Source organism: Burkholderia sp. PU8-34 (genome assembly GCF_053427725.1).
The window spans coordinates 230,809-255,776 of the sequence record NZ_JBSAXC010000009.1 but is presented as its reverse complement, the minus strand read 5'-3'; the positions used below and the strand labels follow the sequence as shown (position 1 = coordinate 255,776).

Sequence of the window (24,968 nt, the reverse complement as noted above, 5' to 3'; positions counted from 1 at the left end):
ATGTGATGTTCGTTTGAAACAAATGCTGAAGACGCGGCCTGCTGCGGCCGGATGGATAGGCCGGGCTTGCGGGACGCAAAGCGCATCGTGCTCCCCGCTTCGAACGCACCACCCACCGGAGGTCGTTGATGCTTGTCGATGAGGTTCACGCGTTGCTGCTTGGTCTGCCGGCTTCGTGGCGAGACGCGTTCAAGCGTCATGGTCTCGACCTGTCCGGTTCGGGCACGCCCGAGGAGACGGCGAAGCGACTGAGCCGGCCACTGCCGATCGACTGGGACGATCCCCGCATTCACGATCTCTGCCCGAACACCGAGCGGGCGATCGAGCCCGGCGACCCCGCGCGCAGTCTCGTCTATCACATGCTTGCACTGTCCGAGTGCCCGTCGCCGGATGCTGGCGTGCGTCTCGAAGCAATCGATTTGCTGGAGAACTACATCGATTCGCTGGCGCCGTTGCCGCCCGACTGGCAGACGCTGGACATCGCGGTGCTGGCTTACCAGTACCGGCCGGCACGCCGTACCGGACATCAGCAGCATGCGGACCGCGTGTTCTCGCGACTCGGCATTGCGCGCAATGGCGACATCGACGCATGCTATGACGAGCAGACCCGCAGCTTCGTGCCGCACGTGCAGGACGGGATCGAGCATGTCCGCGCGATGCCGGCGCGCTATGGCGCGTTCCTCGTCCGCCGGGTCACCGGTCCTGGCACGCTCGCGCTGATCGAGGGCAGGCAATCGGGCGACGATCGGCGAACCTTCATCGAACCCGTGCGCAAACTGTTTCCCGATGAATGCCTGCCCGGACGCCGGTTGACGTTGACATATGGCCACCGTCATGTCGGCGAGAAGCTGAAGCGGGCCGTCGAGGCGCGTTGGGGCGTGCGGCCGTCGCCATCGGGCGATCTGGGCGACGCGCCGTATGCGGTCTGCTGTCAGGACCCCGGCGCGGCAACGCCTGCCGGTCCGGACGCCCCGGCAGTCGCGCTGAAGCGCTCGGGCGCAGCCGTGCTGCTGATACCGGCCGCGCGGCCCTTGATCGAGCCCGTGACCCCTGTGAACTTCGGGGTGCGCGGCTTTGGCGTGCCTGCGCAATGGCGACTGGTACCGCTCGCCAACCGGCGCTTCACGACGATGAGAATCATCACGAACCTGTGGAAGCTGGTGCTGGCCGCCATCGATGAGGTGCGGCAGCAATATTTTCCGCATTTCGCGCCCGGATGGCTTCGATTTCCCGAACCCCGCAACGCACCGGAGTTCATCAACATCCGCCACAAGGCGCATGACGACGGCACCTACACGGATATGCGCGCCCATCCCGTCGACCGGCAGGACTTTCTCGGCGAAGTCGGCAAAGGCGGCTACCGCGCGCAGTTGTTTCTGGATCACTGCGCCGAAGGGGTTGTGACGATCGATATCGCCGAGTTGGCGGAACACGCTGTGTTCCCGGCCTATTCGGTCGTCGCCGCGCCGGATTTCTATCCGTACGCCGACCAGGCGGAACTGCAGCGCTGGTTCACGGACCGGCAGATCGATCCGAAGTCGCAGTTCAGGAGCGGCTCGCCGATATCGCTGAGCGCCGAGCGTCTCGCGGCCAATCCCGAGCACATCGATCCGTTCAGGAACACGCAGGCGTTTTCGCCGAATGACGGGACGGTCGCTGTCGCGTTCAGCCTCGCGGCACGGGCACCGCGTCGGCGGGACAGGGAAGTGCATACGCCGCGCATGACCTCGTTTCTGTCGGACGCGTCCTCGGGGGTCTTTGCGCCCGGCTGGGACGTCACCTATGCGGGCAACCGGCGGGGCATCTTCCTCGCGACCTTCGGGTTGGGCAGCCCGTTCGCCGAAGATATCAAGCTGTGCGCGGCCTCGAACAGCTTCTGGCCCGCCGTGAGTCCGGATGCGTCAAGAACCTTCAATCGGACCGACGCGCCGACCGCCATCCCCATGCTCGACCATGAACTCGGCTTGCATCCGTGTCATCCGCTGGTCACGCGTGGCGACGAGTCGAATCCGCGGCGCGGATGGGACGGCGAATACGGCCCATACCTGACGCCCGACGGCAACGTGGATTACGCGGACATCGAACGCTCGGACTACGTCGCCAACGCGCTGCACGGCGAGATGCTGTACGGCGCATTCGAGCATGTCGATTCTGCCGAGCTGATTCGGCGGATCAGTGCATTGCGCCATGCCGTCGCTGCATGCGACAACGGGCAATCGCCTTCGCATACGAAACTGTGGCTGGTATCCGCACGGGCGCTTCGCGAAGCCGGCGATGCGGACGGTGCGGGCATTGCGGGGCGCTATCGCTTTCTCTTTGTTCTTCCTGCCGATGACGATGCGGCGCCGGCGCAGCACACGCCGGGACGACTGCGCGTGCGCTACGGGCAGGCGATCCGGTGCGATGCGACCGAGGCGCGGGTGGTCGGACACGTGCAGCGCTGCGCACCGGGGCCTGACGCGCTCGGTCTTTACTGAATGTTGCCGATGAATGCGCTTGACGTGCTCGTCGTCGGCGACGGGCCTGCCGGATGTGCTGCAGCGATCGCTGCGGCGAGAGCGGGCGGCAACGTGCGGATGCTGGGTCGCGGGCGTTCGCGCGCCGCGCCGGAATGCGTGTCCGGCGCCGCGCTCGTGCTGCTCGATCGACTGGCGCCGAGTCTGGCCCGGCAACCGGATATCTGGCTCGATGGCCAGGCCGATGCGCAGCGGGGACGTGCGGTCATACGCAGCCGCCTCGACGACGGCTTGCGTGCCGAAGCGCTGGCTGCCGGCGTTCGCTATTCGCGCGCGCCCGCCGGCGGACTTGTCGCGCGTGTCGAACGCGGAACGGTCGTCGGCATCACGCACGGCGACGGCGATGTCGGCGCAAGCGTCGTGATCGATGCGACCGGCATCAACGGATGGCTGCGTCGCGCGATTCGGCTCGATGTGGCGACCGACTCTTCGCCGTTCTGGCTGCGCCGCGGTTACGCGAGTGCGCACGGGGCGCGCATCGGCACATACTGGCAAATCGCGCGTGGTGGCTGGCTATGGATGAGAGCCACGTCCACGTTTCAGATCTGGACGTCGCTATCGACGCTGCGCGACGGCGATATCGCGTGGCCAGTGGACACGACGCCCGTCGGACCAGTGTGGCGCGAGTGCAGGCGCTGGCAGTGCGTGCGCCAGGCTGCGGGGCCTGGCTATATCGTGTGCGGCGATGCGGCGGGCTATCTCGACCCCGCGACAGGAGACGGTTTGCGTTTTGCCATCGCTTCCGGCCTGCGCGCGGGCGCAATGGCCGTCGAGGTCTCGCGTCATCCCGATCGGGCGAACGTGCTGGCCGCGCTGTACTGCGACTGGGTGACACATAGCTACGAGCGCAACAGAGCCGTGTTGGCACAGAGTTACACGCATGCGGGGCTCGATATCGGGTGGCGCGACCCGGTTCGGCGATCGGACTGCCGCTCAGCGGTTCATGCGCCGTGAATGCCGGCTTCGTTTTGGACCATGCAAAGAAGCCCGCCAAGAGACGTGGCCTGGCGGGCTTTAAACGCCGCGAGGACGAACCCGCGGCGGGCTGGAGAACTTCGGTACAACACTATCGAACACTGCTGGCACTGCGAGGAAGCATGGCGAAACTTACAGGCCCAGCTTCGCAATAACCTGGCCGCCAAGGTTGGTAATCGAGTTGGTCACGCTGGTGAGATCCTGGTGGGTCGATGCATCGACCTGAGTCACCGGGGCCGTAATGGTATTGGGGCTGGCGAACGAGAATCCGCTGCCGGTAGTGATGTTGTTGATGCCTGCGTTCTGGAACACGCTACCACCGCTGACGGAAGCCATTTCCTTGCGGCTGAGTTCCTGGGCGCGGGACAGGTCGTTGATCATCAGTGCGGACATGGTGAATCTCCTTGAGTTTGCTGCGGTTTGGAAAAAGAGCACTTTTCGTTGCGCTCGCAGCTACAAATGCACGGGACGTGCCAGCTCCGGCATGTGCGCGCTGGAGACTCACCCAACCTCATGAAAACAAACACGATTCAATCTGGTTGCCGCCATTTCACATGGTTCGCCGAACAAGATTGAAGAACCACGATGTCTGGTTCTCCCAAACAATTTTCCTTGCAGCTGTTTTCTCTCACCCAACATGAAATGACGCGTGGCGCTTGCGATGCGCGTCGAGGACATCCATGTGCAGCAGCGGCGAGTGTGGGCACGCCTGCGCGATGGCGCGCCGACGGGTGGCCGCAACCAGAATTGACGCAAAGATCGGGAACCGTATGCTTCGCGCAACCGGAATCGCCACGTACTTGCGGAACGGCGGGACGCTCGAGAACGCCGCGCCGATGGCCGACCACGCATCGACGCAACCACGCAATTCCATGACTGGCATCGCGACGCAATCAACCTCGACGAGGTGGAGCGGAATCGCGTGCAAGGGAGGGGGCTAAAAGCGCTTCGGGATCTGGCCCGCCGCTGGTCGGGGCAGGCTGCGCTGCTGACGGGTCACCGGCCAATCCCGCTGTTCATGCCGGCTGCGTTTTCAGACATGCGAAGAAGCCCGCCAAGGCGCACGGCCTGGCGGGCTTTGAACGCCGCGGGGACGAACCCGCGGCGGGATGGAGCGCTTCGGTACAACGCTATCGAACACTGCTGCCGCTGCGACGAAGCATGGCGAAACTTACACGCCCATCTTCGCAATCACCAGGCCGCCGAGGTTGTTGAGCGAATTGGTCACGCTGGTGAGATCCAGGTGGGTCGATGCATCGACCTGCGTAACCGGGGCCGTAATGGTATTGGGGCTGGCGAACGAGAATCCGCTGCCGGTAGCGATATTGTTGATTCCCAGGTTCTGGAACACGCTACCGCCGCTGACGGAAGCCATTTCCTTGCGGCTGAGTTCGTGGGCACGGGACAGGTCGTTGATCATCAGTGCGGACATGATAAATCTCCTTGAGTTTGCTGCGGTTTGGAAAAAGAGCACTTTTCGTTGCGCTCGCAGCTACAAACGCATAGGACGTGCCAGTCGCGACTCATGCGCGCAGAGGTTTTTCCTAACATCATGAAAATAAAGGAAATGTAGCCCGGTCGACGCCATTTCGCCTGGCCCCGCCGAGCAAGATTGAAGAACCACGATGTCTGTTTTTCCCAAACAATTTCCGTGGCAGCTGTTTCCTTTCACCCAACAGGAAATGGCGCGTGGCGGCGGAATGAACAAGGTCGCGGCGCGGCCGCTTCGCTCCAGCCGTACGACCACGCAACGCCGTCAGCGAGCGTGCGGATCAGCAGCCATTCGTCCTCGGAGAAGCCGCGGGGCACGTCCGACCGCGCACGCTGTGCGTGGCTCTTCACCTTGAACGACCGCCCCCGACGTCATCGTGTCGGCGAACATACGATCCGGCCGGCCGGCCGCGACGCCGCGGCCAGACCTCACCGCCAAATCACGCGAGACAGGCTGAAGGCCGCCGCACCGGCGGCGAAGCCGGTGCCGGCGAACAATGCCACCGAGCCGGCGTGACGCGGGACGGCCATCAGGATAAGCGCGGTCAGGACCGCGCCGAGGGTTTGCCCGAGCAGGCGCGCCGTGCCGATCATCCCGCTCGCGTTGCCGGTACGGCCCGGCGGGGCGGCGGCCAGGATGGCGCGGTTATTGGGCGTCTGGAAGAGCCCGAAGCCGACGCCGCACACCGCCATCCGCCACCCGATGTCGAACGGCGTCGGATGCGCGGGCAGCAGCGCGAGCAAGGCCAGGCCCAGCGCAAGCGCCGCGAGCCCGATGCCGCCGAGCATGCCGGCCTCGTAGCGATCGGACAGCATGCCGGCCAGCGGTGCGACACAGACGACGGCGAGCGGCCAGGGCGTGATCAGCGCACCGGTGGCCATCGTGCTGTGGCCGAGCGTGTCCTGCAGCAGGAACGGCAGCGACACGAATGCCAGCATCTGCGCGGTGAACGAGCAGATCGACGTGAGGACGGCCAGAAGAAACGCGGGTTTCAGCAGCAGGTCGACGGGGAGCATCGGCGTCGGCCGGTGTCGCTCGCGGCGCACGAGCAGCACGGCGCAGATCGCGGCGGCGAGCAATTGCACCGCGATCGGCTCGCTGATCCCGTCGTGGCCCATGCGTTCGACGGCCAGCACCAGCAGGCCGAGCGTCGCCATGTTGAGCAGCGCGCTCACGTAGTCGTACGGCGCTGTCGACGATTGCACGCGAGGCAGCGCGGAGAAGCTGACGAAGAGCGCCGTCAGCCCGAGCGGCACGTTGACCGCGAAGAGCCACGGCCAGGTCGCGATCGACAGGATGACCGCCGCGATCGACGGGCCGGCCGCGGTCGCGACCGCGACGACCGATGCATTGATGCTCACGCCTCTGCCGAGCAGCCGCGCCGGGTAGAGTGTTTTGACGAGCGCGGTGTTCACGCTCGCGATGCCGGCGGCGCCGAATCCTTGCAGGACCCGCGCGGCGACGAGTTCGTCGAGCGAATGCGACAGCGCGCACATCAGCGACGCGAGCGTGAAGAGCGCGAGACCCCACAGATAGATGCGCCGGTAGCCGACGCGGTCACCCAGCGACGACAGCGGCAGCAGCGCCATCGCGAGCGACAGCTGGTACGCGTTGATGATCCACACCGAGTTCGACGGGCTCGTGTGGAGCGTATTGGCCATCGTCGGCAGCGCGACATTCGCGACTGCGCCGTCGAGCACGCTGAGCGCCGTCGCGAGTGACAGCGCGAGCACGCCGAGGTAGAGCCGTCTGCCGGCCAATCCGTTCTGCAGGGTCGCGGTCTGCTGCATGTGTGCTGTCCGTTGCGCTAGACGCGCGCGCTTCTGCGGACCCGTTTGACCGGTGCGGCTTCTTCGCCGTCTTCTGTCCCGTCCGGTCCGCGCTCTTCGGCGCGCGCGAGGTTGTCGATAATGGTGAGCAGCGTTTTGCGCACGAGCGCCACGTCCTTCGCCGGGATGCCGGCCAGTGCGATGTCGTTGACTTCCTCGGCGGCCGGCACCAGCACCGCGCGCAGCGCCGCGCCCTTCGGCGTGAGGAACACGCGGACCTGCTTGCGGTTGTCCGGCATTTTCTGGCGCGACACGTAGCCGAGCTTTTCCATCGATTGCAACGCCGAGAAGGTGGTGGGCTCCATGACGCCGGCCTGCTCGCTCAATTGCCGCTGCGTAATGCCGTCGGTTTGCCAGAGGATGCGCAGGAACGTCCAGTGACCGTACATCACGTCGTGCACTTTCAGGCGCGTCTGCAATGCCTTCGACAGCCCCCGGTACGCGTCCTTGACCAGATGCGCCATGCGCTCGTCGGCGCCCGTTTGCCTGCGAGGCGTGGATTTCGTCGTGCCCGTCTCGACTTTGGCCGGTTCTTCTTTCGTCACGTGTGCCCCTACGTTTCCAGGATTGGGATGACGTTCATTATCCCAGACCGAATCGCGGCTGAATCGGCTTCGGCTCATGAAGTTAGCCAACTAAGTAATATTGCTGATTCATGTCAAGGACGACCTCGCCGTGCATTCATGAAATTGCGTAGAATCCCCTAAAAAATTCCCGTTGACTTCAAATTTTGCCGCGTCTAGATTCTAACTTAGGTATCTAACTATATCAAGGCGGTCCGACGTGAAGGCGTTGCGAGGCATCGAAGCGTTGCAGCGGCGTGCGACGGGCGCACCGCGCGCGCATGGGTCTTGCGCATCTGGCCGGACGTCGCTTTTGACCGGCCGGGAACAGCGTGGTCGCCCGGCGTCTTCCGTGCATCGGCTGGCTCACCGCAAATCGAACGTATTACCCATTTGAAGCGCATTTTTGACAGAGGAGACACGATGAAGGCAGGGAAATGGATCGTCTTGAGCGCGGGGTTGGGCATGGCCGGCTCGGCTTTTGCGCAAAGCAGCGTGACGCTGTACGGGTTGCTCGATGTCGGTGTGAACTATCAAAGCAACGCGGGCGGCAAGCCGCTTGTCAACATGACGTCAGGCATGCTGAACGGCAGCCGCTGGGGGCTGCAGGGCAAGGAGGATCTGGGCGGCGGCCTGTCGGCGGTATTCCGGCTGGAAAACGGCTTCGACGTCACGAACGGCAAACTCGGGCAGGGCGGACTGATGTTCGGACGCCAGGCGTATGTCGGACTCTCCAGCCACGCGTACGGCACGGTGACGCTCGGTCGCCAGTACGATGCGATCGTCGAGTTCGTCAATCCGTTTGCCGTCGCGAATACGTGGGGCGGTCCGCCGCTCGCCCACCCGGGCGATGTCGATCAGATGGCGCACACCAATCGCGTCAACAACTCGATCAAGTACATGAGCCCGGACTTCTACGGCTTTCGTGTGGGCGGCGTGTACGGAATGGGCGGCGTGGCCGGCGACTTCACGCGCAATCAGGTGTATTCGCTCGGCGCGGGATACGCGCGCGGCGCGTTTTCCGCGGGTGTCGGCTATCTGAACGTGCGTCAGCCGAACGTGTCGTTTTGGGGCGATACGGGTTCGCCGGCTGCCGCGTCGAACGGCGTGCCGGGCGCCAACTTTGCCGGTTCGCCGGTGACGACCGGCTTCGCGTCCGCCCATTCGCTGCAGGCGATTGCCGTGGGTGCCCAATACCAGATGGGGCCGGCGACGATCGGCGCGAACTACTCGAACACCCGGTTCCGCGGCCTCGGCGATTCCACGGCCGGACCGGTTCCCGCGGGCGGCATCAGCGGAACGGCTGTCTTCAATACGGGCGAACTCAACTTCTCGTGGCAGCTCACGCCGGCGGTGCTGCTCGGTGCGGTGTATCAGTACACGAAGACGTCCGGCGTAAGCGGACATACGGGCGCGACGTATAACGAGGGCGGCCTCGGCGCGTCCTATGCGCTGTCGAAGACCACGTTGCTCTATGTGCTCGGCGTGTATCAGAAGGCCAGCGGGACCGACTCGACCGGGCATGCGGCGGTGGCGTCGATCTACAACATCACGCCGTCGTCGACGAACCATCAGGCGTATGTCCGAGTCGGGCTCCAGAAGCGCTTCTGACCAGCCGTCAGCGCCGCGTCCAGCAACGAAAACGCCGGGATTTCCCGGCGTTTTTGCTGGGCAGGCACGGCGCGGCGGCTGGATCCGGGCGCTGTGCAGGCTCGACGGATGAAGCGGTTCGCGTGCGTGCAGCAACCGGCAGGACAGGCCATCTTCGTCGCGCTGTTGCAGGACCGACGCCAGCAGCCACGGGTGCCGCTCGGCGAGCGCGCTCCGAATGCCGGGCGTATGCATGATCGGGGATGGTGACGTGCGGCGGTCCAACAGTGCGGCCGCCGCATGCGGATCGTCGAACAGGTTCAGAGGTCGAGTACCAGTTCGTCCGATTGCGCGCGCGAAACGCAGATCATGATCGCGCTGTCGTGTTCGTCATCGTCGAGGACGAAGTCGCGATGGTCGGCCACGCCGTCGCACAGCGCTGTTCGGCAGGCGCCGCAGGTTCCGGCCTCGCAGGAGCTCGGCGTATCGATGCCGGCGGCCCGCAGCGCGTCGAGGATGCTTTGTCCGGGCGCGACATTCACGCAGCGGCCGCTGCGCTGCAGCCTGACGACGAAGCCCGTTGCGCGTGCGCTGTCGCCGGCGGGCGAGCTGCTCGTGCCGAAGTCTTCGAAATGGACCGCTGCCGACGGCCAGCCGGCGGCCCCGTCACGCACGGCCTGCATCAGCGGGCGAGGTCCGCAGCAATACAGATGCGTATTGCCATTGCGCGTCGCGAGCAGCGCGGCGAAATCGAGCGACTGCCCGGGATTGCCGTGGTCGTGGTGAATGAGCACGCGGTCGGCCGGCAACGCGGCAAGCTCGTCGAGAAACGCGGACGTCTCGGGCGAACGCGTGCAGTACACGAGCCGGTAGCGCGCGTGGCGCACGTCGAGTTCGGCCATCATCGCGCGCAACGGCGTGATGCCGATGCCGCCGGCGATCAGCAGGTAATCGGAGGCCTCGTCCGCGAGTGCGAAATAGTTCTCGGGCGCCGACACCGGAATGCGCATGCCGATATTCACGTCGCGGATCATGCTGGCCGAGCCGCCCCGGCTCGCCGGGTCGAGCTTGACGGCCACCGCGTAGCGGTCTCGTTCGGACGGGGCGTTGCACAGCGAGTAGCGCCGTGCGATGCCGGCCGGCGTTTCGATCAGCACGTGCGCGCCGGCCGCGAACGGCGGCAGCGGCCGGCCGTCGGGCGAGCGGAATTCGAACAGGAAAATGCCGTCGGCCAGCGCGACCTTGTCGGTCACGTCGAGCAGCAGCTTGCCCGGTGCGGGCGTTTCGATGGCGTTCGCGCGGCGTTCGCCGGCTTCCTGGAGGATCGTGGTCGTCATGGTCGTTCAGGCCGGGCGAACCGGCGCTCCGTGGGGTGGGATCGGTGATTCCGAGGTCGGGTAAACAGACTGCCGTGCGGACTGCCGCGCGCGCGGCGCGCACTGATGTGTCAGCGCGATGTCGCGGCCTTCGTGTGACGATTGCAGCGCCGCGACACAGATCTCGAGGTTGGCCATCGCCCACTGACCGTCGTGCAGTGCAGGGACGCGCCCGGTGATCGCACCGTGAAATTCCGCCATCACGCGTTCGCGCGGCGACGTATCGGTGGGCAGCGCGAGCGAGGACACGCCCGCGTCCGTGTAGACGAGCAGCCCGTCCGGCGACTGGCGAATGTCGCCGCGTTCGCAACTGACGAGCGTGAGGCCGAAGTGAGGCTGGTGCGGCGCGCGGCCCGGAATCGCGTGTTTTGCGCGTGCCCGCTTGGCGAGCAATTCGTCTTCCGGCGTGGCGGCCACGCGCACACGGTCGCCGCGTGGCGCGACCGTCTCGAACCCCCATTCGCCGATGCCGCCATGCAGCTCGCTGCTGGAAAAGCGGCCGTAGCCGTTATAGATGGCCGTTGCCGCCGCACCGTTGCCGAATTCGATGAACACGACATGTGCGCCGGTCGCGCGGCGTTGCGGATCCCAGTCGAAGGTTTTCGCGCGCACCGTGCGGGCTTCGCCGCCGCAGAGCAGCCGGATGATGTCGAACTGGTGCGCGCCCTGGCGGATCGTCACGCCGCCGCCCTCGCGGTCGTCGAGTTCGTCGGGGCGCCGGGGGCGATAGATCCAGTCGGTGTAACACCAGGTGTTCACCATGCGCACGCGACCGAGCGTGCCGCCTTCGATCAGCGCGTGCATCGCGTGGATCGGTTCGTCGTAGCTGTGCGAATGACCGACCAGCAGCACGACACCGGCGTCCGCCGCGGCCGCGTTCATCGACAGCGCGTCGGCCAGGCTGGCCGCCATCGGTTTTTCCACCAGCACATGCTTGCCGGCACGGCACGCCAGCTCCACATGTTCGCGATGCAACTGCGTGGGCGAGCCGACGTAGACGGCATCGAGGCCCGGGTGCGCGAGCAGCGCTTCGATCCGGTCGTAGGTCGCGACGCCGAGTTCGACGGCGGCTTCCGCGCGGATCGCCGCGACCGGATCCGCGATGGCCGCCAGCTCGAATCCCGATTGGTGAGCGAGGGCCGGCAGGAACGCACGGGCTGCCGTGCCGAATCCGACCATGCCGAGGCGCAGACGGCTTGCGCCGGCGGCTGCGTTTGATGCTGCATTCATGAGCGGCGTTCTCCAGATAAGGGCATGCGTCCGGTCGCGTTCGCGCATGCGTCGACGCGCAACGACCGGTCGAACATCACGCGAGTAAACTTAGATGACTAAGTTTATTGTGTCAATGGACCGATATCTAGCGAATTTCACATCTGCCGTTATTTCGCAATGATCGCGGTGAATAACGCGTATAAATCGCAGCGAACCGTCGGCCCCGAAGATAGGTGTTTTCCATTATTGTTACTTAGGTGGCTAAGTTTAGTATTGTTCGGGAACGCACCGGAGGGTCGTGTCCGACGCGCGGAGGCCGCCGGCATGACGACCGATTTCATCGCAAGCACGTTGAGGGAACCTGTATGTTGACTGCAGAACAGAACGAAACGCTGACGCGCGTGGGGCGCGGGACGCCGATGGGCAATCTGCTGCGCCGCTACTGGCAGCCGATTGGCGCGGCGGCGGAAATGGATGGCCGCTGGACGAAGCGCGTGCGTCTTCTCGGTGAAGACCTCGTGCTGTTCCGTAACCGCCAGGGCCAGCTCGGCCTGATCGGCGAGCAGTGCCCGCACCGTCGCGCGTCGTTTCTGCACGGCATCCCGACGCACGACGGGATTCGCTGCCCATACCACGGCTGGGAATTCGACGGCATGGGCACATGCCTGAGCCAGCCCAACGAGCCGGACAACCCCGCGTTCCGGGAAAAGGTGGGCACGGATGCGTACCCGGTCGAGGAACTCGGCGGGCTGCTGTTCGCATACATGGGCCCGGAGCCGCGTCCGCAACTGCCGCGATTCGACGGTTTCGTCGCGAAGGGCGCGATCCGCATGATGGGTCGCGCGTTGCTGCCGATCAACTGGCTGCAGATCATGGAGAACTCGCTCGACCCGATTCATACCGAGTGGCTGCACGGCCACCATTACGAATTCCTGAAAGAGCAGGAAGGCGTCAAGGTCGCGATCAGCACGCACCACGAGAAGATCGACTTCAAGGAATTCGAGTACGGGATGACCAAGCATCGCCTGCTCGAAGGGCATTCGGAGGATTCGGACGACTGGCGAATCGGCCATCCGATCGTGTTCCCGAACATGCTGGCGGTGGGCAACGGCGACGACGCGACGCGCTACTACTCGTTCCAGATTCGCGTGCCGGTCGACGACGAACACACGCTGCACCTCTGGTACAACGCGTATCTGCCGCCGAAGACGGCCGACGTGCCGGCCCGGCTGTACGACAAGGTGTACGTGTACGACGTGCCGTACAAGGACGAAAGCGGCGAGTTCATCGTCGACAACGTCGACGGCCAGGACATCATGGCCTGGATCACGCAGGGCACGATCGCGGACCGTACGCGCGAGAACCTCGGTTCGACCGATCAGGGCATTGCGATGTACCGGAAGATCCTGCGTCGGGAAATCCGCAAGGTGGAAGAAGGGCAGGACCCGATGGGGATCGTGCGCGATCCCGCGCGCAACGCGTGCATCGTGCTGCCGAACGAGCGGAAGAAGCATCACAACAGCGACGGCTTCGCCAGCTTCATGCTGCGCACGCATGCGCGCTACTCCCCGATTGCGCAGGACCTCGTGCGGGTGTTCGAAGGACAGAACGAAAAGGACATCGCGCAGGCTTTCGAATAAGCGCCGCGTGCGGGCGGCGGTGCCCGGCCGCGCCGGCGCAGGATCGCCCCTGCCGGCGGGGCGGCGGGGCGGCGGGTCGCCGGCATGCGCCGCACATGCACCCGACACTGGATGGAGACGACCGATGAAGGATCAAACGCAACGGAACGCGGCCCGCGCCGCGGGCGGTGGCTATCGCTGCGGGCGCCGGCTGGCGTCTGCGGCGGCGGTGGCGGCCGCGGCCTGCTTCGCCGGCACCGCGCACGCAGAAAGCACGCAGGATTTCTACGCCGGCCGCGTCGTGAACATGACGATCGGTTATTCGGTCGGCGGCGGCTACGACATGTACGCGCGACTGCTCGGCAAGCATCTTGGCGATCATCTGCCCGGCAAGCCGACCGTGACGCCGCAGAACATGCCGGGCGCGGGCAGCCTCAAGTCAGCGAACTATCTGTACGACGTGGCGCCGAAGGACGGTTCGACGATCGGCACGTTCGGCCGGACGATGCCGGAGCAGCCGCTGCTCGGCGAAGCGAATTTCGATGCGCGCAAGCTGGTCTGGCTGGGCAGCATGGACAGCGACGTCGCGCTGTGCGTGACCTGGAAGGACTCGAAGATCAGGACATTCCAGGACCTGCTGACGAAGCCGTCGCGCTTCGGCGGCCAGGGTGCCGGCTCCGACCCGGACGTGATGGCGTCGGCGATCAAGAACCTCTTTCACGCGAAGCTGCAACTGGTGACCGGTTATCCGGGCAGCAACGAAACCGCACTCGCGATGGAGCGCGGCGAAATCGACGGCGAATGCGGCACGTCGTGGAGCACGCTGCAGATGCGGCATCCGGACTGGCTGCGCGATCACAAGGTCAACCTGATCGTGCAGATGGCGCTCGAAAAACACCCCGATCTTCCCAACGTGCCGCTGTTGCTCGATCTGGCGCCCGATGCCGGGACGCGCGAGGTTCTGAAGGTGATCGCCGCAAGCCAGGCGTTCGCACGCCCGTTCGCGGCGCCGCCGGGGGTGCCGGCGGATCGCGCCAACGCGTTGCGCAAGGCGTTCGCGGACACGATGAAGGACCCGGCGTTTCTCGCGGAGGCGAAGCGTCTCGGCATCGAGGTGCGCCCCGTTCCGCCGGAGCGCATCAGCGAAGTGCTCGACGACCTGTACAAGACGCCGCCGGACCAGATCGCGAAAGCCAAGGCGGCGGTAGGCGGACGTTTCTAGCGCGCGCATCGGATCCGACGCGGACTTCGGACGGGGGGCGCCCCGTCGTTCAATTGCACAAGGGACTATTCATGAACGTTGACGAAGCAAAGCAGAAACTCATCGACGCCGGGCGCATCCTCGAGGCGGAGGGGCAGGCCGATTTCACGCGCGGTCACGTGTCGGTTCGCGTGCCCGGCGATCCGTCGCATTTCCTGATGAAGCCGCATAGCTACGGTTTCGACGAAATCACGCCGGAGAATATCGTCGTCTGCAATCTGGACGGCGAGAAGGTCGGCGGCGCCGGGCGGCGTCATAGCGAAGTCTTCATCCACTCGGAGATCTACAAGGCCCGGCCGGACGTGACGAGCGTGATTCACACGCATCCCACGTATGCCGTTGCACTGTCCGCCACGGGCCGGCCGCTGAAGATGATCAGCCAGCCGAGCGTGCATTTCGCGGACGGCGTGCCGTACTACACCGACACGATGAACCTGATCCGCACCGAGGATATGGGTCGCGGGGTCGCGCAGGCGCTCGGGCAATCGAAAGCCGTGCTGATGCGTAACCATGGCGTGGCGATCGCCGGGCGCACGATCGAGGAGGCGGTGACGCTGGCGCTGCTGCTCGACAACGCGTGCCAGATTCAGCTGCTGACGGAGGCGGCCGGCGGCGAGGGCGACGTGTTCGCGCCCGACGACGTGCAGCGCCTGCACGATCAGGTCACGCGCCCGGAGCAGTTCACGATCAACTTCGACTACCTGCGCCGCAAGGTGCATCGGGCCAGCGCCCGCGGTTGAGTGCCGACCGACAGCGCCGGGCCGGCATGATGCCGGCCCGGCCGCGCACCCCCAACGCTGCAGCACCCGATACAGAACGAAATGGCGGGCGGCGGATCCGGATCGCGCCTTTCTGGCGGGCCCGGCGCCGCGATGCCGTACGAAAAACGGAGACAATGAGATGGCCGTCCATCTTGATTCGCGACGCGCGCCGCCCGCGGCGCGCGGCATCCACATTCAACCGGGGCAGCGATCATGTTAGGCGCCGCCCTCCATGCGTTCCTCATCGTCATGGACCCGATGCGGCTGCTGACGATGCTCGGCGGCGTGCTGATCGGTCTCGCGCTCGGCGTGGTGCCGGGGCTTGGCGGGATCGTCGGCCTGGCGCTGCTGATTCCGTTTACGTATCACCTCGACGGCTATACCGCGTTCGCGCTGCTGCTCGGCATGGCCGCGGTCACCACGGTGTCGGATCTGATTCCGGCCGTGCTGTTCGGCGTGCCGGGGACGGTCGGCGCGGCCGCGACCGTGATAGACGGCCATCAGCTCGCGCGCAAGGGGCAGGCCGCGCGCGCGTTCGGCTCCGGCTATATGGCGTCGCTGTCCGGCGGCATTTTTGGCGCGCTGTTGCTCGCGGTGCTGTTGCCGCTGTTGCGCACGGTCGTCATGCATGTCGGGTCGGCGGAACTGCTGGCCTTCTGCATCTTCGGTCTTTCGATGATTGCGGTGCTGAGCGGCAACGCGCCGCTCAAGGGCCTGGCGGTTGCATCGTTCGGGCTGATGCTGTCGCTCGTCGGCTCCGACCCGCAGACGGGCACGCTGCGCTGGACGTTCGGTTCGTTCTACCTGTGGGACCATCTGCCGCTCGTGCCGGTCGCGCTGGGTATCTTCGCGATTCCGGAGCTGGCCGACATGGCGATCGAGCGCGCGAGCATCGCGCGCGAGACCGACGCGGGCGTCGTCACGGGCAGTCAGTGGGACGGCATTCGCGATGCGATGCGCAACTGGTGGCTGATCGTGCGCTGCAGCGGGCTCGGCGCGCTGCTCGGTGCGGTGCCCGGGATCGGTTCCGCCGTGATCGACTGGATGGCGTACGCGCACGCGCTGCGCACGGAAAAGAATCCCGAAACGTTCGGCCAGGGCGACATTCGCGGCGTGATCGCGGCGGAAAGCTCGAACAACGCGAAGGAAGGCGGCCACCTGATTCCGACCATTGCATTCGGCATGCCGGCCGGCGCGTCCATGGCGCTGCTGCTGAGCGCGTTCATGATGCACGGCTTCACGCCCGGCCCGGAAATGCTGACCCGGCATCTCGACGTCACCTACGCGATCATCTGGACGCTGACGATCGCGCACGTGATGGGCGCGGTCATCTGCCTGTCGGGCAGCGGCCTGTTCGCGCGGCTCGCGACCGTGCGCGTGGGCGTGCTGCTGCCGCTGATCGTCGCGATCATCTTTCTCGGCGCGTTCAACGCGAGCATGAGCTGGGGCGACCTGTGCTCGCTCGTGCTGTCCGGCGCGTTCGGCTGGATCATGAAGCGCCTCGGCTGGCCGCGTCCGCCGCTGATTCTAGGCATGGTGCTCGGCAGCATGTGCGAGCGCTACTACTTCATTTCGACCGAGGTCTACGGCGCGAACTTCTTTGCGCGTCCGCTCGTGTTGCTCGTGCTGCTGGCCGCGCTGTGGATCGTGGTCGGGCCGCTCGTGCGCCGCTGGATCCGGCGCGTAAAGGACGGCGGCACGGCGACTGCCGCGCGGCAGCCGAAAGGCCGGTGGGTCGTGCGCCGCTTCGATCACCAGACGCTGTTCGCGTTCGTGATGGTGATGATTCCGGCCGTCGCGATCTGGTCGGCGCGCGACTGGAACTTCGGCGCGAAGCTGATGCCGATGACGGCGGCCACCGCGGCCTTGCTGTTCTGCATGCTGATCTTCCTGCGCCAGATCGTGACCGTCGACGGCAATGCTGCAGCGGACGGTTCCGTCGAAACGGCAAACGGCGCTGCCGGCGCCATCGGTCACGTGCACGCACTGCCGCAACATGCGGCGCCGATGCCGGCGAATGTCGTACGCAATCGCGGGCTGCGTTTCTTCGGATGGATTGCCGGTGCGCTGGCCCTCGCGCTCTGCATCGGCCTGTTGCCCGCGCTGCTGGTCTTCATGCTGCTGCTCGCGCGCTTCGAGTTCGGCGAGCGCTGGCGGACATCCGTGCTGCTGTCGGTAGCGACGACCGCCGCGCTTTGGGTGATTTTCGATCGCATCTTCGCGATCACCTGGTCGCCGTCGCTGCTCGGCAACCTGATGCCGTCGTTGCGCGCGGCGACAGGCGGGGTGCTCTGATGTGATCGCGGCGCCGGTTGTTTTGTTGCGACGCCTCGACCGAAAGAGGCTCTCCTTGATATCCTTTCCTGGCTGCGCCGTTCGCGACACCGCGGTGATCGAACGGCGCAGCCCTAAAACGCGGCCCCGGCCCGATGCCGGGGCTTTGTGCGTTGTGCCCGACAGCGCAGCGCACCGACACAGCAGGAGCAATTGACATGACGGATCAGACTTCCCCGCGAACGCCACAGACTAGAGACGCCAATGCTCCGGTGCTGGCCAGCGACAGCAGCCTTGCGTGGTCCGACGCGCGGCTGCTGGGTTTCACGCCGATGGACGACGTCCATAAGGAGTTCTACGAGGTTGCGCTGCGGCTCGTGACCTGCAATGACGCAACGGCGGCGGCCGCGCTGGACCTGTTCGAAAAGCATGCGATCAGCCATTTCGAACAGGAAGACGAGTGGATGCGCACGACCAACTTTCCGCCGCGCGACTGTCACATCGACGAGCATGCGGCCGTGTTGAAATCGGTGGCCGAAGTCAAGGCTGCGATCGACGCGGGGCGGGCGGGGGCCGCGCTGGCCCGCGATCTCGGCCTGCACCTGTTCGAGTGGTTTCCGGGGCACGCGGACTACCTGGACTCGGCGCTCGCCGCATGGATGACGAAACAGACGATGGGTGGGAAGCCCGTCGTGTTCAGACGGACGATCTGATTTCGATTGCACGCTGGCGCGCGTACCCGCCGGCGCGCGTCGAGCGATGCCCGACGCGTGCTTGCTGCTTCCCGAAACTCAAAGATCGAGCACCAGCTCCGCCGATTTCGCGCGCGACACGCAGACCATGATCTGCGATGCCTTCTCGTCGTCGCGCAGCACGAGATCCCGATGATCCGCGTCACCCGAGCACAGCCCGGTTCTGCACGAACCGCAGGTGCCGCTTTCGCACGAACTCGGCACGCGTACGTTCGCGTCGCGCAGCACGTCGAGGATCGATCGGTTCGCGGGCACGTCGAACGATGTCCCGCTGCGCGCAAGTCGCACGGCAAACGGCGTATTTTCGTGCGCGTTCGCATGGCTCGCGCCGAAGCTCTCGAAGTGAACCGTGCCCGACGGCCAGTGGCCGGTCATGTCGCGCACCATGTCCATCAGCGCCTGCGGGCCGCAGCAGTACACGTGCGCGGCCGACTTCGGCCGCTCGAACACCGGCCAGAAATCGAAGGCCTTCGACGGGTCGCCGTGATCGTGGTGAATCTTCACATCAGAACGCCAGTCGTCGCTGCCGAGTTCGTCGAGGAACGCCGTGCCTTCCGGATCGCGGGCGAGGTAATAGAGCTTGAACGAGCGCAGGCCTTCGGCTCGCAGTTGCCGCGCCATCGACAGCATCGGCGTGATGCCGATCCCGCCCGCGACGAGAATGAATGACGTTGCGCGGTCGTCGAGCGGAAACTCGTTACGGGGCAGCGACACATCCACGACGTCGCCCTCGGCCGTGTCGTCGACGAAGCTGATCGAGCCGCCGCGTCCCTGGCTGTCGCGCTTCACCGCGATGACGTAACGATCGCGCTCCTGCGAGTCGTTGCACAGCGAATAACTGCGGCGCGCACCGTTGGGCACCACGACGGTCAGGTTCGCGCCCGCCTCGAACGACGGCAACGGCGCGCGTTGCGGGTCGGTCAGTTCAAAGCGCCAGATGTCGCGCGCGATCTTCTCCTTGCTCGCAATCTTCAGACGAAGAAAACCGTCTTCCTGGGGTGTCGTCATGTCTGTCTCCTTCTGACCGATCCGGTCTTGTGTTGCGTCAACATGGACCGCATCTTATTCCTAGAGATCTAATGATGCAAGTCAAGAAGAACGACGCTTCGGGATCTTGCTCTCGGTATAAACCCGTGCTTGCCAGCGGCATAAAGCCGCCTTAATCTGAAATTAGACATCTAATTAAGCGGTGAGGGGACGCCTGGTCCAGCCGATATCAAGAGTGAAATTCGGAGAGAGTCAGACATGGCACATTCAACGTTGCATCCCGGGGACGCATCCCTGACCGCCGTCGCCGATTCGGCGGTCGAGGAGGCGACTTACCGGAAGATCACGCTGAGGTTGATGAGCTTCCTGTTCTTTTGTTGGGTCCTCAACTATCTCGATCGCGTCAACGTCAGCTTCGCGCAGCTTCAGTTGAAGCACGATCTCGGTTTGAGCGACGCGGCGTACGGGCTCGGCGTGAGCCTGTTCTTCATCGGCTACATCCTGCTCGAAGTGCCGAGCACGCTGCTGCTTCGACGCATCGGCGCGCGCAAGACCGTCACGCGGATCATGCTGTTGTGGGGCGGCATCTCGACCGCCATGGCGTTCATGACGGCCCCGTGGCAGTTCTACCTCGCCCGGACGCTGCTCGGCGCGGCGGAAGCGGGGTTCTGGCCCGGCATCATTCTCTATTTGTCGTATTGGTATCCGGCGAAACGCCGTGCCCGCATCACGTCGCGGTTCCTGCTCGCGATTGCGGCCGCGGGGATCATCGGCGGCCCGCTGTCCGGCCTGATCCTGCAGAACTTCATGGGCGTCTGGGGCTTTCGCAACTGGCAGTGGCTGTTCTTCCTCGAAGGCCTGCCTGCCGTGATTGCCGGTATCGTTGCGTACTTCTATCTGATCGACCGGCCGCAGGATGCCGGGTGGCTGACCGACGAGCAAAAGCGCCTCGTTATCGGCGCGCTGGACGAGGACAACCGCAACAAGCCGCACGGCGCACCGGGCACGCTGCTCGCCGCGCTGCGCGACCCGCGCGTGTACGTGATCGCGGCAGGCTGGGCCACGGTGCCGATTTGCGGAACCATCCTGAACTACTGGACGCCGGTGCTCATCAAGCAGGCCGGTGTGTCCAACCTGTTGCAGATCGGGTTGATGTCGGCGCTGCCCTATATCGTCGGCGCGATTGCGATGCTCTTCATCGCGCGCAGTTCCGACCTGCGTCTCGAGCGTCGCTGGCACTTCGTCGCCGTGACGACGGCGGGCGCGGCAGGCGCCGTGCTTCTCACGCTGGTCGCGCGGAACTGGCCGGCCGCGATCGGCTGCCTGAGCCTCGTGTCGATCAGTTATTTCGCGGCAGCCGCGATCATCTGGACCATCCCGCCGACCTACCTCAAAGGCGCGGCCGCTGCCGGCGGTATCGGCGTGATCAGCAGCCTCGGTCAGGTGGGCGCCTTCTTCGCGCCTATCGTCCTCGGCTGGGTCAAGACCGTGAGCGGCAGCTTCTCGGCGGGCATCCTGCTGGTTGCGTTGTTCACGTTCGTCGGCGGCATCGCGGTGTTTGCCGGCGTGCCGCGCGAGCGGCAGCAACGGTAACGACCGACGCTGCCCGCGACATCAAGCATTTTCATTGTGAAAAGGGAACAGGAATGAGCAAGCTTCAACTCTCCATCGCCGTCGGCAACTACGACCGGATGCGCCCGTTGATCGACGGGGATGTCCAGATCGACGGCGTGGATCCCGTGTTCATGCTGCAGGATCCGGAGGAGATCTTCTTCCGTGCCTTCCGCCACGCCGACTACGACATTTGCGAGCTTTCGCTCAGCAGCTATTCGGTGAAGACGGCGGCCGGCACGTCGCCGTATATCGCCGTGCCCGTCTTCCCGTCGCGCGCGTTCCGCCACAGCTCGATTTACGTGCGCGCCGATCGCGGCATCGACCGGCCCGAGGATCTGAAGGGCAAGCGCATCGGCGTGCCCGAGTATCAGCTCACGGCGAACGTGTGGGTCCGGATGTTCCTCGAGGAAGAGTACGGCGTGAAGGCGTCGGACATCCGCTGGATCCGCGGCGGCTACGAAGATCCGACGCGCGTGGAAAAAATCGCGCTCAAGCTGCCCGAAGGCGTCGTGCTTGAAAACGCGCCGGAAGGCCGGACGATTTCGAACCTGCTGGCCGACGGCGAGATCGACGGCGTGATCGGACCGCGCGCCCCTTCGTGTTTCGACCGCGGCCATCCGCAGGTGAAGTACCTGTTCGACGATCCGCAAAAGGCCGCGGCGCAATGGTACGCGCGCCGCAAGCTGTTCCCGATCATGCATACGCTCGGTATCCGCAAGACGCTCGCGGAGCAGCATCCGTGGCTCCCCGGCGCGATCGTCAAGGCCTTCGAGAAGTCGAAGGAGATCGCGCTCGCACGCCTGAGCGACACGTCGGCGACCAAGGTGACGCTGCCGTTCATCGAGGACCAGTTGCGCAACGCATGGCGTCTGATGGGCAACGATTTCTGGTCGTACGGCTTCGCGGAGAACGAGACGGTGATCGACCGATTCCTCGCGCAGCACCACGCGGAAGGGCTGTCGAGCCGCCGCGTTCAGCCTGCCGAACTGTTTCACCCGGCGAGTCTGGAAAGTTTCAAGATCTGACGGGCGCCGCGCCTGCCCGGGGGCCGCCGCGTGTTCCGTGTTCGGCCGGCCGCCGGGCGCGCCGGCGGGCACCCGCGGCGCGAATTCCGGCCGCGGCCCCGGGCGGTGGCTCACGCGCCGCGTTAGGCGATATGATGGTCGCCTGTTTGATCACTATGGCGGTGAGGAAGGTATGGCAACATCACGCTCCCCTGGCAAATCCGGGGCCCCAAGCACGGATCCCATTCTGCGGCACTGGCGCGACGCGGTGCCGGACGATCGTCTTGCCCACCTGGTGAAGGACGCGGCCCGCGCGATGGTGCGCGGGCTGCAAATGCGCCTCGCGCAGCACGAGGTGTCGTTCGGCCACTGGGCGTATCTGCGCGTGCTGTGGGTGAGCGACGGGCTCACGCAAAAAGAGCTCAGCGACGAAACCGGAACCACGACGCCCACCACGTTCAGCGCGGTGCAGGCGATGGAAAAGCTCGGCTATGTCGAGCGCCGTTATGCGCCCGACAACCGCAAGAACACGCATGTCTATCTCACGCCGCGAGGCCGGAGCCTGAAAAAGAAGCTCGTGCCGCTTGCGGAAGAGGTCAACGAGATCAGCGTGGGCGGATTGAAGGCGTCGGATATCAACACCGCGCGCAAGGTCCTGCTGACGATCATCGAGAACATGGCACGAGACGAAGCCGAGTCGAACGACCCGGCGCGCCGCATTCCTTCGACGCGGGAAGTCGGCAGCCTGATCGCGGCACGCGCCGAAGAAGCCGAACGCGAGTGACGCGCGGCGCGGCATTCCGGCTCATTCCACACTAGTTGTTTTGCTATATATCTAATAATATTGACGGCTGTGCGACTGCACGGCAGCACGCATGTCGCCTGCTGCTTTCCCGCTCAAGATGACGGATCCTGGAATGGACGAAATGACTCGCGCGGCAATGACGCGCAATGTCCGCGATGCGCTCGCGGAGGATGTCGGCGACGCCGACTGGACAGCGCGACTGATCGACCCCGACGCCACGGCCGAAGCCGTGCTGACCGTGCGTGAACGCGCACTGTTGTGTGGCAGGCCGTGGTTCGACGAAACGCTTCGGCAGGTCGACCCGCGCATCGCGGTCGAATGGCTGGTCGGCGAGGGCGAACGGATGCACGAAGGACAGGCCGTTTGCCGGATCGCCGGCCCGGCGCGCGGCATGCTCACGGCCGAACGCACGGCGCTCAACTTCATTCAACTGCTGTCCGGCGTGGCAACCGAAACCGGGGCGATGACGCGCATCGTCGAGGGCACGGCTGCGCGCATCCTCGACACGAGAAAGACGCTACCCGGTTTGCGCCTCGCACAGAAATACGCGGTACGTATCGGCGGCGGCGAAAACCATCGTCGCGGGCTGTATGACGGCATCCTGATCAAGGAAAACCATATCGCGGCGGGCGGCGGCATTGCGCCGACGATGCGCGCCACGCAGGCGTTGCGCGCGGGCGTGCCGGTGCAGGTCGAAGTGGAGACGCTCGACGAGTTGAACGAGGCATTGGCCGCAGGCGCGACGGCGATTCTGCTGGACAATTTCTCGCTGGACGCGATGCGCGACGCCGTGCGCATCAGCGCAGGACGTGCGGAGCTGGAAGTTTCGGGCGGCGTGACGGAGGAAACCCTGCGCGCCATTGCCGAAACCGGCGTGGATCGCATTTCATTGGGCAAGCTGACGAAGCATGTCAGGGCGGTCGATTTTTCGCTGCGGTTCGCGCCGTTCGCCGCGTAGGGCGGTCGCGCGCTTCAGCTTCATGAGCCTTCGGCCTACGGCGGGAGGCTCACGAAACACCCGGCACTCACGCTGGAAGCTGTCCAGAATATCCAAGCGGGTCAAAAAAGCGCCCCAAAAGCTGGATCGGTGTCCAACTTTCGGAGTGCAGTTCAGAACGAGGAGTTTTTGCTTCTTTCCGCTGCCAGCAGCACGTCAAAGCATCACGTCCGCACCGGTTTCGCTCGACTTCAGCATGGCGATGCACATTTCCAGCGTGCCCTTCGCCCATTCGCCGTCGTGCAGTGGCGCGCGTCCGTCGACGACCGCGCCATACAGCTCGTCGATCACCTCGGCACGCGGCACGGCCGGCAGCGGCAGCGGCAGCGTTTCGCGCCGCGCGTCGCCGTAGACGACGATCGAATCGGGCAGCGGGCGCACGTCCGCGTGTTCGCACGATACGATCACCGGGCCGAAGTGCTGGTGAAAGCGCTGCGGCTCGTCCGCAGGGGACGAAGGCGGCTTGTATGCCGAGCCGCCATATGTGCCTGCGGCCTTGAGCCTGGCCTCGTCACCCGACGACGCCAGCGTCTCCAGACGCCGCCGGGAGCTGCCGTATGTGTCGGGGTTCGTGCGCTCGCCCATCTCGCCGATCCAGCCGTTCCACTCGTCGGTGTTGAAGTGGCCGTAGCCGTTGTACGACAGCGACGCATAGGCGCCGTTTTCGAACCAGATCAGCGCCGAATAGGCGCCTTCGGTCGGGCGCGACGGATCCCACCGGCCGACGCTGGCACGCAGCCGCGTCGCGCGCGAACCCGCCAGCAGGCGCACGATGTCGACCTGGTGCGCCGCCTGGCTGAAGACGGCGCCGCCGCCTTCCGCCGTTGCCAGTTCCTCTGGGCGCCGCGGACGATACAGGTAATCTGTGTAGTTCACGGCCTGGATCATCTTCACTGCGCCGAAATCGCCGAGGCTGATCAGTTCGCGCGCCCGCAGATACGGCGTATCGAAGCTGTGGCAATGGCCGACGATCAGATGGACGTTCGCCGCGCGGCATGCCGCGATCATCCGGTCGCAGTCGGCCGCGGACAGCGCCATCGGTTTCTCGACCAGCACGTGCTTGCCGTTCGCCGCGGCAATTTCGGTGTGCCGCGCGTGGAACTGATGCGGACTGGCAACGTAGACGATCTCGACGTTGGCGTCGTTCGCCAACTCCGCCACGTCGTCGTAAGCGGGCGCGCCGAAGTCGGCCGCGAACTGCCGTCGTGCTTCGTCACGCGGGTCGCACGCGGCGACGAGCTGAACCCTGGGATCGCGCAGGAAGGTCGGCAGCATCAGCGAGAATGCCCGTCCCAGTCCTGCGACCCCGATGCGCAAACGGCGCTGTTCCATGGCCGTGGC

Annotated in this window: 21 protein-coding genes; 12 read left to right on the top strand and 9 right to left on the bottom strand. The window is 65.3% G+C overall.

Features of this window, described 5'->3' with window-relative positions:
• Positions 1-128: 128 nt before the first annotated feature.
• Positions 129-2,477 (top strand): hypothetical protein, encoded by a 2,349-nt coding sequence (locus ACV22Z_RS22345; RefSeq protein WP_448078445.1) that lies wholly within the window; start codon positions 129-131, stop codon positions 2,475-2,477.
• A gap of 24 nt (positions 2,478-2,501) precedes the next feature.
• On the top strand, positions 2,502-3,470 hold the full coding sequence (locus ACV22Z_RS22340; RefSeq protein WP_448078444.1) for an NAD(P)/FAD-dependent oxidoreductase: 969 nt from the start codon (positions 2,502-2,504) through the stop codon (positions 3,468-3,470).
• 153 nt (positions 3,471-3,623) lie between these two features.
• On the opposite strand, the gene ACV22Z_RS22335 is transcribed toward ACV22Z_RS22340, so the two are convergent.
• The 5 genes from ACV22Z_RS22335 to ACV22Z_RS22315 all read right to left on the bottom strand — a co-directional run bounded on the left by ACV22Z_RS22335 (position 3,624) and on the right by ACV22Z_RS22315 (position 7,276).
• On the bottom strand, positions 3,624-3,884 hold the full coding sequence (locus ACV22Z_RS22335; RefSeq protein ID WP_448078443.1) for a hypothetical protein: 261 nt from the start codon (positions 3,882-3,884) through the stop codon (positions 3,624-3,626).
• A gap of 235 nt (positions 3,885-4,119) precedes the next feature.
• Positions 4,120-4,365 (bottom strand): hypothetical protein, encoded by a 246-nt coding sequence (locus tag ACV22Z_RS22330; protein ID WP_448078442.1) that lies wholly within the window; start codon positions 4,363-4,365, stop codon positions 4,120-4,122.
• A gap of 297 nt (positions 4,366-4,662) precedes the next feature.
• Complete coding sequence (locus tag ACV22Z_RS22325; protein WP_448078441.1) at positions 4,663-4,923, bottom strand: hypothetical protein; 261 nt, start codon at positions 4,921-4,923, stop codon at positions 4,663-4,665.
• A 488-nt stretch (positions 4,924-5,411) separates the two neighbouring features.
• Positions 5,412-6,773: an MFS transporter gene (locus tag ACV22Z_RS22320; protein WP_448078440.1), complete on the bottom strand. Its 1,362-nt coding sequence runs from the start codon at positions 6,771-6,773 to the stop codon at positions 5,412-5,414.
• Positions 6,774-6,790: 17 nt separating this feature from the next.
• Positions 6,791-7,276, bottom strand: coding sequence for a MarR family winged helix-turn-helix transcriptional regulator (locus ACV22Z_RS22315; protein WP_448078499.1), 486 nt, complete (start codon positions 7,274-7,276; stop codon positions 6,791-6,793).
• Between the two features lie 522 nt (positions 7,277-7,798).
• Here ACV22Z_RS22315 and ACV22Z_RS22310 point away from each other — a divergent pair.
• Positions 7,799-8,986 (top strand): porin, encoded by a 1,188-nt coding sequence (locus ACV22Z_RS22310; protein WP_448078439.1) that lies wholly within the window; start codon positions 7,799-7,801, stop codon positions 8,984-8,986.
• Positions 8,987-9,285: 299 nt separating this feature from the next.
• On the opposite strand, the gene ACV22Z_RS22305 is transcribed toward ACV22Z_RS22310, so the two are convergent.
• Both ACV22Z_RS22305 and ACV22Z_RS22300 read right to left on the bottom strand, forming a co-directional pair.
• On the bottom strand, positions 9,286-10,302 hold the full coding sequence (locus tag ACV22Z_RS22305) for a PDR/VanB family oxidoreductase (protein WP_448078438.1): 1,017 nt from the start codon (positions 10,300-10,302) through the stop codon (positions 9,286-9,288).
• 6 nt (positions 10,303-10,308) lie between these two features.
• On the bottom strand, positions 10,309-11,571 hold the full coding sequence (locus ACV22Z_RS22300) for a Gfo/Idh/MocA family oxidoreductase (RefSeq protein WP_448078437.1): 1,263 nt from the start codon (positions 11,569-11,571) through the stop codon (positions 10,309-10,311).
• Positions 11,572-11,918: 347 nt separating this feature from the next.
• Between ACV22Z_RS22300 and ACV22Z_RS22295 the strand changes: the two genes are divergently transcribed.
• From ACV22Z_RS22295 to ACV22Z_RS22275, 5 genes are all read left to right on the top strand, one after another.
• Positions 11,919-13,193, top strand: coding sequence for a Rieske 2Fe-2S domain-containing protein (locus tag ACV22Z_RS22295; RefSeq protein WP_448078436.1), 1,275 nt, complete (start codon positions 11,919-11,921; stop codon positions 13,191-13,193).
• A 124-nt stretch (positions 13,194-13,317) separates the two neighbouring features.
• The gene (locus ACV22Z_RS22290; protein ID WP_448078435.1) at positions 13,318-14,394 is read left to right on the top strand and encodes a Bug family tripartite tricarboxylate transporter substrate binding protein; all 1,077 of its coding nucleotides are present in this window, start codon (positions 13,318-13,320) and stop codon (positions 14,392-14,394) included.
• A gap of 71 nt (positions 14,395-14,465) precedes the next feature.
• A complete protein-coding gene (locus ACV22Z_RS22285) occupies positions 14,466-15,173 on the top strand; it encodes a class II aldolase/adducin family protein (RefSeq protein WP_448078434.1) in 708 nt (235 codons plus the stop codon).
• 234 nt (positions 15,174-15,407) lie between these two features.
• Positions 15,408-17,489, top strand: a complete 2,082-nt coding sequence (locus ACV22Z_RS22280; RefSeq protein ID WP_448078433.1) for a tripartite tricarboxylate transporter permease — start codon at positions 15,408-15,410, stop codon at positions 17,487-17,489.
• A 197-nt stretch (positions 17,490-17,686) separates the two neighbouring features.
• Positions 17,687-18,181: a bacteriohemerythrin gene (locus tag ACV22Z_RS22275; protein WP_448078432.1), complete on the top strand. Its 495-nt coding sequence runs from the start codon at positions 17,687-17,689 to the stop codon at positions 18,179-18,181.
• Between the two features lie 78 nt (positions 18,182-18,259).
• Here ACV22Z_RS22275 and ACV22Z_RS22270 read toward each other — a convergent pair whose 3' ends face one another.
• A complete protein-coding gene (locus tag ACV22Z_RS22270; RefSeq protein ID WP_448078431.1) occupies positions 18,260-19,228 on the bottom strand; it encodes a PDR/VanB family oxidoreductase in 969 nt (322 codons plus the stop codon).
• A gap of 237 nt (positions 19,229-19,465) precedes the next feature.
• On the opposite strand from ACV22Z_RS22270, the gene ACV22Z_RS22265 reads away from it, so the two are divergent.
• The 4 genes from ACV22Z_RS22265 to nadC all read left to right on the top strand — a co-directional run bounded on the left by ACV22Z_RS22265 (position 19,466) and on the right by nadC (position 23,588).
• Positions 19,466-20,800, top strand: coding sequence for an MFS transporter (locus ACV22Z_RS22265; RefSeq protein WP_448078430.1), 1,335 nt, complete (start codon positions 19,466-19,468; stop codon positions 20,798-20,800).
• Positions 20,801-20,853: 53 nt separating this feature from the next.
• A complete protein-coding gene (locus tag ACV22Z_RS22260; RefSeq protein ID WP_448078429.1) occupies positions 20,854-21,846 on the top strand; it encodes an ABC transporter substrate-binding protein in 993 nt (330 codons plus the stop codon).
• 172 nt (positions 21,847-22,018) lie between these two features.
• A complete protein-coding gene (locus tag ACV22Z_RS22255; RefSeq protein ID WP_448078498.1) occupies positions 22,019-22,609 on the top strand; it encodes a MarR family winged helix-turn-helix transcriptional regulator in 591 nt (196 codons plus the stop codon).
• Positions 22,610-22,742: 133 nt separating this feature from the next.
• Positions 22,743-23,588, top strand: a complete 846-nt coding sequence (gene nadC / locus ACV22Z_RS22250) for a carboxylating nicotinate-nucleotide diphosphorylase (RefSeq protein ID WP_448078428.1) — start codon at positions 22,743-22,745, stop codon at positions 23,586-23,588.
• Positions 23,589-23,783: 195 nt separating this feature from the next.
• Here the strand turns inward: nadC and ACV22Z_RS22245 are convergent, their stop codons facing one another.
• Positions 23,784-24,959: a Gfo/Idh/MocA family protein gene (locus ACV22Z_RS22245; RefSeq protein ID WP_448078427.1), complete on the bottom strand. Its 1,176-nt coding sequence runs from the start codon at positions 24,957-24,959 to the stop codon at positions 23,784-23,786.
• Positions 24,960-24,968: the final 9 nt, after the last annotated feature.

What these genes read in the sequence shown, in the direction of transcription:
- ACV22Z_RS22315 (WP_448078499.1), bottom strand. Translation starts at nt 7,276, where the DNA reads ATGGCGCATCTGGTCAAGGACGCGTACCGGGGGCTGTCGAAGGCATTG.
- ACV22Z_RS22345 (WP_448078445.1), top strand. Translation starts at nt 129, where the DNA reads ATGCTTGTCGATGAGGTTCACGCGTTGCTGCTTGGTCTGCCGGCTTCG.
- ACV22Z_RS22285 (WP_448078434.1), top strand. Translation starts at nt 14,466, where the DNA reads ATGAACGTTGACGAAGCAAAGCAGAAACTCATCGACGCCGGGCGCATC.
- ACV22Z_RS22245 (WP_448078427.1), bottom strand. Translation starts at nt 24,959, where the DNA reads ATGGAACAGCGCCGTTTGCGCATCGGGGTCGCAGGACTGGGACGGGCA.
- ACV22Z_RS22330 (WP_448078442.1), bottom strand. Translation starts at nt 4,365, where the DNA reads ATGGAATTGCGTGGTTGCGTCGATGCGTGGTCGGCCATCGGCGCGGCG.
- ACV22Z_RS22280 (WP_448078433.1), top strand. Translation starts at nt 15,408, where the DNA reads ATGTTAGGCGCCGCCCTCCATGCGTTCCTCATCGTCATGGACCCGATG.
- ACV22Z_RS22275 (WP_448078432.1), top strand. Translation starts at nt 17,687, where the DNA reads ATGACGGATCAGACTTCCCCGCGAACGCCACAGACTAGAGACGCCAAT.
- ACV22Z_RS22270 (WP_448078431.1), bottom strand. Translation starts at nt 19,228, where the DNA reads ATGACGACACCCCAGGAAGACGGTTTTCTTCGTCTGAAGATTGCGAGC.
- ACV22Z_RS22290 (WP_448078435.1), top strand. Translation starts at nt 13,318, where the DNA reads ATGAAGGATCAAACGCAACGGAACGCGGCCCGCGCCGCGGGCGGTGGC.
- ACV22Z_RS22310 (WP_448078439.1), top strand. Translation starts at nt 7,799, where the DNA reads ATGAAGGCAGGGAAATGGATCGTCTTGAGCGCGGGGTTGGGCATGGCC.
- ACV22Z_RS22335 (WP_448078443.1), bottom strand. Translation starts at nt 3,884, where the DNA reads ATGTCCGCACTGATGATCAACGACCTGTCCCGCGCCCAGGAACTCAGC.
- ACV22Z_RS22295 (WP_448078436.1), top strand. Translation starts at nt 11,919, where the DNA reads ATGTTGACTGCAGAACAGAACGAAACGCTGACGCGCGTGGGGCGCGGG.
- ACV22Z_RS22325 (WP_448078441.1), bottom strand. Translation starts at nt 4,923, where the DNA reads ATGTCCGCACTGATGATCAACGACCTGTCCCGTGCCCACGAACTCAGC.
- nadC (WP_448078428.1), top strand. Translation starts at nt 22,743, where the DNA reads ATGGACGAAATGACTCGCGCGGCAATGACGCGCAATGTCCGCGATGCG.
- ACV22Z_RS22305 (WP_448078438.1), bottom strand. Translation starts at nt 10,302, where the DNA reads ATGACGACCACGATCCTCCAGGAAGCCGGCGAACGCCGCGCGAACGCC.
- ACV22Z_RS22320 (WP_448078440.1), bottom strand. Translation starts at nt 6,773, where the DNA reads ATGCAGCAGACCGCGACCCTGCAGAACGGATTGGCCGGCAGACGGCTC.
- ACV22Z_RS22300 (WP_448078437.1), bottom strand. Translation starts at nt 11,571, where the DNA reads ATGAATGCAGCATCAAACGCAGCCGCCGGCGCAAGCCGTCTGCGCCTC.
- ACV22Z_RS22265 (WP_448078430.1), top strand. Translation starts at nt 19,466, where the DNA reads ATGGCACATTCAACGTTGCATCCCGGGGACGCATCCCTGACCGCCGTC.
- ACV22Z_RS22260 (WP_448078429.1), top strand. Translation starts at nt 20,854, where the DNA reads ATGAGCAAGCTTCAACTCTCCATCGCCGTCGGCAACTACGACCGGATG.
- ACV22Z_RS22255 (WP_448078498.1), top strand. Translation starts at nt 22,019, where the DNA reads ATGGCAACATCACGCTCCCCTGGCAAATCCGGGGCCCCAAGCACGGAT.